Origin of the sequence: uncultured Thiohalocapsa sp. (assembly GCF_913063425.1) — a bacterium.
Taxonomy (GTDB): domain Bacteria; phylum Pseudomonadota; class Gammaproteobacteria; order Chromatiales; family Chromatiaceae; genus Thiohalocapsa.
Window position 1 is genome coordinate 1 of the sequence record NZ_CAJXYK010000087.1, and the last position, 11,374, is coordinate 11,374.

The 11,374-nt window shown below is 64.3% G+C and carries 7 protein-coding genes and 1 pseudogene; 6 read left to right on the forward strand and 2 right to left on the reverse strand.

Annotated elements, in window-relative coordinates:
* Positions 1-335 precede the first annotated feature (335 nt).
* From QZ607_RS24915 to QZ607_RS24930, 4 genes are all read left to right on the forward strand, one after another.
* Entirely contained in the window at positions 336-641 is a 306-nt protein-coding gene (locus tag QZ607_RS24915; RefSeq protein ID WP_295888703.1) for a hypothetical protein, read from the forward strand.
* A gap of 60 nt (positions 642-701) precedes the next feature.
* A complete protein-coding gene (locus QZ607_RS24920; RefSeq protein WP_295888704.1) occupies positions 702-1,475 on the forward strand; it encodes a SapC family protein in 774 nt (257 codons plus the stop codon).
* A 69-nt stretch (positions 1,476-1,544) separates the two neighbouring features.
* Entirely contained in the window at positions 1,545-3,281 is a 1,737-nt protein-coding gene (locus QZ607_RS24925; RefSeq protein ID WP_295888706.1) for a type I secretion system permease/ATPase, read from the forward strand.
* 167 nt (positions 3,282-3,448) lie between these two features.
* Positions 3,449-4,837 (forward strand): HlyD family type I secretion periplasmic adaptor subunit, encoded by a 1,389-nt coding sequence (locus tag QZ607_RS24930; RefSeq protein WP_295888708.1) that lies wholly within the window; start codon positions 3,449-3,451, stop codon positions 4,835-4,837.
* Positions 4,838-5,383: 546 nt separating this feature from the next.
* On the opposite strand, the gene QZ607_RS24935 is transcribed toward QZ607_RS24930, so the two are convergent.
* Together QZ607_RS24935 and QZ607_RS24940 are read right to left on the reverse strand one after the other, a co-directional pair.
* On the reverse strand, positions 5,384-5,596 hold the full coding sequence (locus QZ607_RS24935; RefSeq protein ID WP_295888710.1) for a DUF6447 family protein: 213 nt from the start codon (positions 5,594-5,596) through the stop codon (positions 5,384-5,386).
* 183 nt (positions 5,597-5,779) lie between these two features.
* On the reverse strand, positions 5,780-9,358 hold the full coding sequence (locus QZ607_RS24940; protein WP_295888712.1) for a hypothetical protein: 3,579 nt from the start codon (positions 9,356-9,358) through the stop codon (positions 5,780-5,782).
* 1,003 nt (positions 9,359-10,361) lie between these two features.
* Between QZ607_RS24940 and QZ607_RS24945 the strand changes: the two genes are divergently transcribed.
* Positions 10,362-10,652, forward strand: coding sequence for a hypothetical protein (locus tag QZ607_RS24945; RefSeq protein ID WP_295888717.1), 291 nt, complete (start codon positions 10,362-10,364; stop codon positions 10,650-10,652).
* 209 nt (positions 10,653-10,861) lie between these two features.
* Positions 10,862-11,374: pseudogene (locus QZ607_RS24950) on the forward strand (DDE-type integrase/transposase/recombinase); the annotation flags it as partial.

An 11,374-nucleotide genomic window follows, 5' to 3' on the forward strand; every position in this document is an offset into this window, starting at 1 on the left:
TAAACCGATTCGTATATTTTTTGGCAGTAGCATACGGATGAGACCGAATCCTGAGCCTAAGTCGGACAGGCTCCTAGACAGGAAACATGGTGCGCCCCTGAGGTATCCCCTCAAAATCTAGAGCTTAGACAGTGAGTTAAATGCGGTTTCGAGCAAGGCGCTGAACATGCACGAGGGGCCGCTGTCCCTGGCAAGTGACCAAACGCACAGGAGACCTCCCGTGCATGCGCTGACAACCCTACACCGGTGCCTCGACCCAATGCTCGCTGGCGTGCATCGGCGCCGCCGCGGGACCTTGTTTGCGGCGGTCGCCGCCTGCGTCAGCGCTCCGCTGGTTGACGCTGAGCGATAGCGGACGGCGATTCACGTCGAAGACGCGTCTGCGTCACGGCATCACGCGCGCCGACCGCCTGCTCGGCAACGGCAAGCTGCAAGGCGAGCGGCGGACGTTCTACGCGACCTTGTGCCGGGTGCTGTTGGCGCCCGTCGCCGAGCCCACGATCTTGGTCGACTGGTCCGATCTCACGGCGGATCAGTCGGTGCACCTGTCTCTAAACGGCCAGACAGAAAACATGGTGCGTCCCCATTTTATGGGTTTCCTTGACGCGGACATGCCAGATCTCTACAGTTCTTGGGTTTAGTAAAGCACTGTCATCGCTCATATTCGAGCAACCATCCACCTCCCGGCTTCAGGCGTAGTTATGCCCAACTGGCAGCCCGTCACGCAGGATCGCCATGGTCACAGGCACTGGCGCCGCGCCGCCGACTATCACTTCGCGGCCGATCGCATCGTGGTGCCCGTCGCCGCGGCTGAACTGTCGCAGGTGGCGGTCGAGCTGCCCATGGCATTCCTGAAAACCGAGCAGCACTACACGCTGTGCGTTGTGCTCGGTTTCGAGCCCGGACACAACCTCTGCGTCGACGTCAACGGTCGCTGGCTGGTCGGCTATGTCCCAGCGGCCCTCCGCGCTTATCCCTTTGGCCTGGGCAAAACCAACGAAGACCAGCTGACACTGTGCGTCGATGAGGACAGCGGCCTGCTCACCGAGCCGCCGGACGGGGAGGCGTTTTTCAGCGCGCCGGACGAGCCGGCGCAAACCACGAAGGAAGCGCTCGATTTTCTCGCCCACACCGAGCAAAGCCGTGCGGCCGTGGTTACGCTGAGCGCGCAACTGCACGAGGCCGGACTCATTGCCCCGTGGCCCCTGGAGGTCACCACGTCCATCGGTAAACAGCCGGTAGACGGCTTGTATCGCATTGACGTCGGCGCCCTCGACGCCTGCCCCGCCGACACGCTCAAGGCCCTGCAGCAGCGCGGCGCCCTCAGCGCCGCCTATGCCCAACTGCTCTCCATGCAGCGCGTGCAACGGCTTGCTGCGCTGGCCCAACGCCAGGCCCAAGCAGCTCAACAACACCAAGGCGGGCTGGACTTTCTGGGCAGCGACGGCAGCATCACCTTCGATCCCCTCGGCTGAAGCACCGCCCGCCCCTTCATCATCGCCGCCCGACGGCGGCCCAGAGGATGCCCGTCAGTGCGCAAAGACATGTCTAGCCATCAACGCCCAGGCCAAGCGCAAGACGAGCTGCGTGCCGCGCTCAGGGCCAGTCGCGGATCATTCCTGTTCGCTGGCCTGTTCAGCCTCTTCATCAACATGCTGATGCTGCTGCCGGCAATCTACATGCTGCAGGTGTATGACCGGGTGCTGGCCAGCGCCAGCGTCTCCACCCTGGTGGCCCTCACGGTGCTGGTGGTGGCGCTCTTCATGGTGATGGGGCTGCTCGAGATCGCGCGCACCTGGCTCTTGGTGCGGGTGAGCGCGCGCCTCGACATGAGCATGAGTCAGCGACTGTTCACCGCCATGTTCGACGCCGGTCTGCGCTACGGCCGCCCCAGCGGCACGCAGCCGCTATCCGATCTCACCAGCCTGCGGCAGTTCCTCACCGGCGCCGGCCTGTTCGCCTTCTTCGACACGCCGTGGATTCCCATCTATTTGGCGGTGATCTTTCTGTTGCACCCCATCCTGGGCTGGGTCGGCGTTGCCGGGCTGGTGGTCATCGTCATGCTCGCGGTGATCAACGAGCTGTCCACCCGCAAGCCCCTCAACGCCGCCAACGGCCTGACGGTGCAGAACAACCAGGCGGTGGGCGGCCATCTGCGCAACGCCGAGGCCCTCGAGGCCATGGGCATGCTCGATAACGTGCACCGACGCTGGCTGGCGCGCCACGCCGATATGTTACGGCTGCAGGCACAGGCCAGCGACCGCGCGGGCGTGCTGGCCAACACCAGCAAGGCGTTTCGCATCACGCTGCAATCGCTCATCCTCGGCACCGGCGCATACCTGGCCATCCAACACGAGATCACACCCGGGGCAATGATCGCAGGCTCCATCCTCCTGGGTCGCGCGCTGGCGCCGGTGGACATGCTCATCGGCTCTTGGAAGCAGTTCCTCGCCGCCCGCAGTGCCTACGACCGCCTGCGCGATCTGCTGCTCAGCATTCCGGCGCGCAAGCGTGCCATGCGCCTGCCCGCGCCGCGCGGCCACGTCGTCGCCGAGCAGCTCACCGTGGTGCCGCCCGGCGCACGCACACCGGTACTGCAAAACGTCAGCTTCGATATCCCAGCCGGCAACATCGTCGGCATCATCGGCCCCAGCGCCGCCGGCAAATCCACCCTGGCGCGCGCGGTGCTCGGCGTCTGGCCACCGGCCGCGGGCAGCGTGCGCCTCGACGGCGCGGCCATCAACGACTGGAACCGCGACGAGCTCGGCCCCCACGTCGGCTATCTGCCCCAAGATGTAGAATTGCTCGAGGGCACCGTCAGCGAAAATATCGCCCGCTTCGGCGACATGGATCCCGACGGCGTGGTCACCGCAGCGCAGAAGGCCGGCGTGCACGAGATGGTGCTGCGGCTGCCCAAGGGCTACGACACACCCATCGGCCAGGGCGGCACCGTGCTCTCGGGCGGACAACGCCAGCGCATCGGGCTCGCCCGCGCCCTCTATGGCAGTCCATGCCTGGTGGTGCTGGACGAGCCCAACAGCAACCTGGACGATCATGGCGAGGCCGCGCTGGTCAGCGCGCTCGGTCATCTCAAGCGCAGCGGCGCCACGGTGCTGGTGATCACACACCGGCCCAACCTGCTGCACAGCGTAGAGCGCATCATGGTGCTGCGCGACGGTCGCATCCACATGTTCGGGCCGCGCGATCAGGTGCTCGCCGAGTTCGCCCGCCCCGCGGCGGTGAGCAAGCAACGCCCTGCGGGCGTACCGGCCCGCGCCTGACGCGCAGCCCCTTCACCCGTAGCGCCCAAAGCCGGCCAAAGCCGCGCCCGAGTCACGCCATGAGCAGTCCAAACCCACACAACTCCGCCGCGCAACCGGCCGCTGGTGGCGATGCCGAGCAGGCACAAGAACAAGACCCCAAGCCCACAACCGCATCGGGCAGGTCATTGGACACCACCCCCTCGAGCCCATCGGACGCAGCCGCCACCCCCACGGCGCCAGCGCCGGCGGCGCCCGACGCCGGCACCGACGGTGCAGGCACGGGGGGCCTACGCACCAGCGACACACCCGAGCGCCTGTTCGGCTTAGTCGTACTGCTGGTGGCATTCGGCGGCTTCGGCATCTGGTCCATGATGGCGCCCATCGATAGCGCCGCGGTTGCACCCGGCGTGGTCACCGTGGAATCCGCGCGCAAAACCGTCCAGCACTTCGACGGCGGCTTCGTCGAACAGATCCTGATGCGCGAAGGCGACCACGTCCGCAACGGTGACGTCCTGATGCGCCTGGACGCCACCGACATCCGCGCCCAGCTCGAGATCGCCCGCGGCCAGTACTACGCCCTGCTGGCCGAAGAAGCGCGGCTGGTGGCCGAGCGCGACGACGCTGGCAGCATCGATTTTCCGCCGGCGCTCACCGACCACACCGACGACCGGCGGGTGCGCGAAGCCATGGCCGGTCAGACGCAAATCTTCAACAATCGGCGCACCGCCCTGTACGGCGAGAAAAGCGTGCTGCGCCAGCGCATCGAAGAGCTGCAGGAGCAGATCAACGGTTACCAGGCACTGGCCGGGCGCTGGGCGCAACGCGCCGAGCTCTACCGCGAAGAGATCGACTCGCTCAAGCAGCTGTTCGAGCAGGGCTTCAGCGACAAGGCACGGCTGCGCGAGTACGAGCGCCTCGAGGCCGAAGTGGAAGGCGAGCGCAGTCAGCATGTCGCCAGCATCGGCGGCGCGCGCGTGAAAATGACCGAGACCGAGCTGCAAATCGTCCAACTACAGCGCGACTTCGACACCGAGGTGGCCAAGCGCCTGAGCGAAGTACAGCCCGCACTGGCGGACCTGCGCGAGCGCATCCACGCCCTGAGCAAGACCCTGGAGCGCACCGAGATCCGCGCCCCCGTCGCCGGCGCCATCGTCGGCCTTGCGGTGCACACCGAAGGCGGCATCGTCGAACCGCGTCAGAAAATCCTCAGTATCGTCCCCGATGGCGAGCAGCTCATCATCGAGGCCCAGGTCTCGCCCGCCGACATCGACCAAGTGTTTCCGGGCCTACAGGCGGATATCCGCTTCACGGCGTTCAACATGGCCGACACCCCCACGGTGACGGGCGAGGTGCTGACGGTCTCCGGCGACCGCCTGGTGGACGAAGCCTCGGGCCAGCCCTACTTCCTGGCCCGTATCCGCGTCACCCGCGACGGTATGGCCAACCTCGAGGACCGTACCCTGCTGCCGGGCATGCCCGCCGACGTCATGATCAAGACCGGCGAGCGCACCTTCTTCGCATACCTGGCCAAGCCCATCACCGATCGGCTGGCGACGGCCTTTCGCGAGCAATAAGCGCGCGCGCCGCCGCCCACTCCTGCGCCGCGGCGACACCGTCGCCCCGGTGGTGCAGCGGCCGGCCCCGCCGCAACCCCCGCAGCGGCCCGTCCCCCCCAACAGCCCAAGACATCCGCCGCGGCGGGCGGCGCAACGCCACAAGCACAGCCGCGTGCCCGTGGCGTCGGCAGGCAGCAGACCGCGGGCCCGGACCGGGGCGACGGCGTAAACCCTGCCCCGCCACGCCCATAACGCCCTGCCACCGCAACGCCGAATGGGCAGCCCCCACCATGCCACGTCGCAGCCGAGCCAGCCTGCGCGGGCCTGGCGACGTCCTTGGCCACCGGTATGGGGACCACATGAATGCAGAAAGGATGGATGGCACAGTGGCGTCAGGCCACCGCGCCTGACGATGCGCGATCCGCGGGCCGCAGCATGTAGGCCCGCCGCCACAGCGGGCAATGGCTCATGTAGTGGTGGCCAGCATCATCCAGCGCCCGGCTGGCGGCGCGCCGCAACACGCCGCCGCTGCGCCCCGGGCTGACACGCCGAGCCCTTCGCTGCCTAGTCGCTCTGCTGCTTGGGCAGGGCATCGGCCAGCGCTTTGGCGTACGCGACGCGGGCCGTCTGTGCAATGGCCAGTTGCTGACGCAGGCGGGCGATCTCTTCATCGCAGATGCGCACATTCAACAGCTGGTTGCGTGCTTCCTGTGACAGGTCCGCCATGGCGTACTGCTGGCCGTCGATGGTGACGGTGGTTGGTGTGGGTGTGGCCATCGTCGGGACTCCCGGTTGCGGTGGAGCACCTGCGTGCTGCTGTGCAAGCGCGTGCGATTGTGTGCCGGGCGCAGCGCCTTAGCGCCCGTACGGCGACTCAGGTGCGATTGACAATAAAAAAGCCCCTCCGCGTGAGCGGAGGGGCTGCTCGTTGGCTGCGGCTAGTACGGAGCCGTAGGTACGTTAGGCTGCGAACACAAAGTTCTCACTAATACCGAGGTCCGTCGTAACAACACCGACGAGCTCGATCTCGAAGTTCAAATCGCCCGAGGATGTGATCGTAGTATTAGCACCATCATCCACAACGACGAGATCCGCCAACCCTTCCACACCCAGGGCTCGGAAGTCCAGGATCGAAAGATTGCTCAGTCCGACGCCGGCTTCGTTAAAGCCCCGGAATCCCTCGATCTCCCAGACTTCAGTATTATCGACAGCATCCGTGGTAAGCCGATAAGTCGTGATCATATCGAAGGGGGGGGGGAAGGGGACAAAGTCGTCGTATTGATCATTGATGCCAATACTATATCCGTTTAGAACCACTTCGGTGTTAGTAGTATTTGCAGGAACAGCGGGTCGGTCCAACACAACATTGCTCACATCGCCAACGAACTCAGAGAAATCAATTCGCGCGAGTGAAAACGGTAAATCATTGGCGATTAGACTGACAGAGTCACCTTCACCACCGCCCGAGAATGACAGCGTCGCTGCATAGTCATCCACATCGAAATCAAGGGTGAAAGCATCACCAATGGCATCCTCGCCGACGAGATCGACATTCAACGTTCGGACATCGTTTGTCGTCACTCTACTAGTGTAACCGTCATCACCCACAGCCAGGTTGACAACGTTGCCTGTAGCCTGAGCCGCAGCGGTGAACGTCAGGGCTTCATTCGCGGGTCCATCGCCATTGACTCTGGCATTTATCGTGCCACCGATATTGTCCAGCGTCGTCGCACCGTCCAAACGCTCAAAGTCATAAAGACCTACGCCTGAGACGTTTGCCGTGTCGAAGATACCGCTGAAACCTAAGGCTAATGGGGCAGCGAAGGGCGCACCGAATTGGATGGTCTCGAAACCAGAGATCGAGGCAGCACCGTCCGAGCCTGGGTCAGCCCCGTACAGCTGGAGCAGATCGCTCTCGCCGTCTGTGCCAGTCACCTGATCGTCGTTCGCACGCGTCAACAGATCCGCATTGAGTGCAAGCGTCAAGTTGCCCGTCAGCGTGCTGGCGTCGATGGATAGGGCTGGGCTCTGGCCGGCCGTCACGGGCGATTCGGCAAGGCTCGAGATATGGAATCGCAGATCCTGCGTCCCTTGCAGCGTGACGCTGGTGACTGCCTCGCCGTCGAAGTCGTTCACGGTGTTGAACGTGTTACGTTCACCGGTGGAGTCGATGGTAACGGCGCGTGTCTGACTGTCATCACCGTCAACCAGTATCTGATCGACTGTCAATTCACCGTCGATACGATCACCATTGACATCGACGTTGGCGAGCCGCGCCGTGTTATCCAGCGTGATGAAGCGGGTGGGACCAGCGTCGTCCGTCAGCCGGATTTGCCCGAAAAACTGATCGTCAGTGCTAGCGTTCCCGACAGTCTGATTTTTGCCGGTGACGGTAACATTCTGGTCAACCTCAAGGTTGATCAGCTGTGTACTGACGCCCCCCACGGTTGCGATGACGACATTGGTGACGCCCGGCATACTCTCGAAGTCGTGGACCGTCGCGAAAGTGGGTCCTTCCACCTCATAGGTCTGGAAGTTAGCGAAGGCGGCAAACGTGTTGACCGTAGTCGTACCGTGGCTGTTGGACACCTTGATGGTGTTGTCGCCTTCGCCACCGTCGACGGAGACCCGCTGGGCCGTCGGGGCGTCGATGATGAGGATGTCGTCACCCGCGGCCATGTCCACCTGCATGGCGAAGTCTTGGTCGGCACCGACGCCGCCGGCGGAGCCCAGGTCTGCGATGTTGAAGATGTCGTTCTGTGCCGAGGCACCGTAGACGAAGTCGACTGTACCGGTGGCTTCGTCGAGGTAGCGCCCGATGGCGTTGTCGTCCAGGGTGATGGCTATGTTAAGCGCACCGCCAAAGGCTTCGCCATTGACTACGCGGACGTTGTTCAGTCCGGAGACGAAAGCGGCCGCCACGCCGCCCGGCACGCCGGTTTGGGAACTCAGCAGGCGGCCGTCGATCGCAGTCGGGTCCGTGATACCCAGGGCCAGATCACCGGCGGCCTCGAGGCTCGAGAGATTCACCACCTCCAGGAACTCGTTGGGTTGACCATTGCGTAAAAGGGCGGTTTCGAACAAGCCAGTCGCAGGGTTGAACTGGAACTGTCCAGGAGTCTGGTTGAACGAGGTCAACGCAGTGAGGTGGCTATCCTGGCCGACGACGACGTCCACAACCTCGATGCCGCGCAAGCCGGACATGGCGCCCAGGTTGAGTGCGCCGCCCTGAGAACCGCTACCTGCGCCGTCCAGGACGGCGGTGGTTTCGGTGGGAAGTTCGTCGATGATCTGGCCAACGTCGACGCGGTTGCGCACGTCAATGTCAGCAGCCGCGCCGAAGATCAGCGCTTCGCCTTGATCGACAGCGAAGATACCGCCAGCGGTGTCGTCGATGACAAAGATGCCGTTGCCGCTATGTGTGACCGTGAGGTCTGCCAGACCCGCTGTGGTCAGCGCCTCTTCGATGCCGAGCTGCAACTCGTCCCAGGTGTTGGCCGCCGTCATGGCCTCGTTGCTGAGGCTGTATTCGACGCCGTTCAGGGCGAAATTGATCTCACGAACGGAGATATTTTCCAGCTCGGTCACCGCGGGATCCTGGCCGCCGGTGACTTCCTGGATGACGATGGTGATGGAGGACTCGATCTCGTCGCCGCCATCGACGAAGAGCGGGTTGAAGTAGGCCGTGTAGTTCACGCCCGGATCAGTGAGGCGCATGCCGAAGGTGGTTTGCGACGGCAGCGAGCGGATGTCTTCGATGACGATGTCGCTGCGACTCTCATCGGACCACCACTGCTCGACGCCGGACATGTTCTGAGCGTCGATGGTATTGATGCCGCCGTTGCCGGTCTGGGCACGGAAGTACACTTCCTGGATATTCGCCGTTGTCGCGGAAATCGGCGGGGTTGCGTCGAAGGGCGTGGTCGCCGACTGAATCAGGTCGGCGATGAGCACGTTGCGGCCACCACCGCCCTGCAGCACGTCACCCGTCTCGAAGGTGTTGGCCAGCACGCCGTCACCGGTCTCGTTTTGGGTCACGGGCGCCAGGAACGTGTTGTCCTGGCTGTTGCCAGGGATGTTGTCGGCCTGCTGCGTGAGCACGAAGGTGTTGCCATCCACGGGCGGCGGGGTGACGCCCGGTGCCGAGTCGCGACCTTCTGCGGCGCCGAAGAGCACGAAGTGATCGTAGCCACTTTCGAAGATCCCGGCGGCTACGGCGGCGGCAACATCGGGGTTCTGCGCCAGGTAGTACGCCTCCTCAAAGACGATGATACCGTTCGAGCGCCCCTCGGCAGCGCCGAACATGGAGTAGTGCTCCAGACCCGTGCTGAAGACGCCAGCGTTGACAGCGGCCAGCACGTCAGGGTTTTGGGACAGATAGAGGCTGGGGTCGAAGAACGGGTTGGGCATGCGTCCTTCGGCCTCGCCGAAATAAATATAGTGCCACTCGGCGCTCGGCATGGCGCCCGAACGGACCGCTGCCAGGACGTCCGGGTTGTTCTCGAGGTAGTAGTTCGCTTCGAAGGCTTGAAGTGCCATGGTCGGGGTTCTCCGTGTTGCGGGTCTCGGGTTTGAGGGGCGAAGCTCGAGGGAGCGAAGGGTTTCGTCTACTGGTCAGTCACGGCGCCCGTCGCGGGCGTGCGCAGCTGCCCATCGCTAATGTCACTGGCTGGCGTGGACATCGCGGCTGAGGCGGCCGGTTGCGGTCATGTTCGCCGTCGTGCGCGCGCCTGGCCGGCGTTCGCCGCATTGTAGCAGCGTCCAACCTGCGCATCTGTGTGGCTCTGTCGAAGCTCATGGGTCGGGGCCCAAATTACGTGAATATCCGTAGGTATGTTACCGGGTTTGAAGGGTGCTGTGAATTAGGTTTGGCGCGACGGCTGCCGCCGGGGGCTGCAGTTCGTCGGGCTGGGGCCCTACTTGTCGGGTTGGTGCCCTACAAAAATACAGGCCGTTGCCTGGCTCAGGCATGCCATGCATTTGAGAAATACCTCGCCCCTGGACTGATGGGCGTACCGCCGGCCCATCGCGGGCTTCGCGCCCAGTGACAACTGGCTGGTGCCATGGCCTGTAACACACGATCGCGACCCGCCAAGCTTGTTGCCCGTAAGCTACGCCAGGAGAGTGAAGGCAACGGTGCCACAACGCAACAGCCGCGTCAAGCTATAATGTCGTGGCGTGTAGCAACGACGGCGCCGACGGCATCATCGGCACCATCAGGGCCACACCGTATCAACGCATCAACAATGGCTTATGGGGGCTTGCGGGGCAAGGCAAGACGGTGAGCCTGAAGCACGTCATGCGGGCGTGACCGACGCTGAAGATGTATAAATGCAACACGTGGCGGTCGACGCGATTCAGGCGGTATCCACCGGCAGCGCCCGCTTGGTCGACGGGCACGCTGCCCGCCAACACGACGACGCCGTCGCCGACACCTGCGCCCAGCACAGCGCCCACGGCCCGCCGCCCAGGCGGCGGGCCAGGCGGAGGGATGGACGCGGCCAAACGCCACTCAACCGCTCAACAGAGCCCACCGAAAACCATGAACGTGATCAGCTTCAGTCTCTGGGGTGACCTGCCCATCTACAACGTCGGTGCGGTGGAGAATGCCAAGCTGCGCAGACTCCTCTACCCGGGATGGACGTGCCGGTTCTACGTTGACGCGAGCGTGCCGCCACAGACGCTATCGGCGCTGCGCGCGCACGCCGCGGACATCGTCGAAATGGATGCCGAAGCCGGGTTTAAGCGGTTGTTTTGGCGCTTTTTGCCGGCACAGGAGCGAGACGTCGACCGGTTCATCGTGCGCAATTGCGTCTCGGCTACATTACGCTGACTCTTTGCGACGGCAGGCAACAATTTGAGCCTCCGCTTGCGCTGCATCGCGGCGGGCGGCGGCCGCGCCGACACGCGCCCGCCCACCATGCGCCTGTTGGCTCTTAGTCGCCAACGCAAGGTCCTTGGTGAGCGGCCGGGTTGCCAAGCGTGGGACGATCCGCTCGCGCTGCCGACGGGCGTTTCGCTCAAATCCGCGTCGACCGCAGGCTGCTGCGCCGCGAGGGGCTGTACTCCTCTCACTTGACCACCTGGCGGCGCCAACGCGAGGCGGGGGCCTTGGCGGCCCTGGCGCCGCACAAGCGCGGCCCCAAGGCCAAGCCTGAGGGCATCGCGCTGGCGCGCCTGCGCGAGCTTGAGCGCCAGAACGCGCAGCTGCGCGAGCGCTTGGCGCAGGCCGAGACCATCATCGACGTCCAAAAAAAAATCTCCAGCTTGCTGGGGCTCAGCCTGAGCAGCCCGCTGAGCGGCGCGAACGCCTAATGCGTACTTCTACCTCTACATGATCCTCGATGTGTTCAGCCGCCATGTGGTCGGCTGGATGGTCGCCACCCGCGAGTGCGCCACCTTAGGCCCAACAGTTCATCGCCGAGATCTGCGCCAAGCACCACATCGCCCCCGGACAACTCACCGTGCACGCCGACCGCGGCCCAAGCATGACCTCCAAGCCGGTCGCCTTCCTGCTCGCCGACCTCGGCGTGACCAAGACCCACAGCCGCCCCT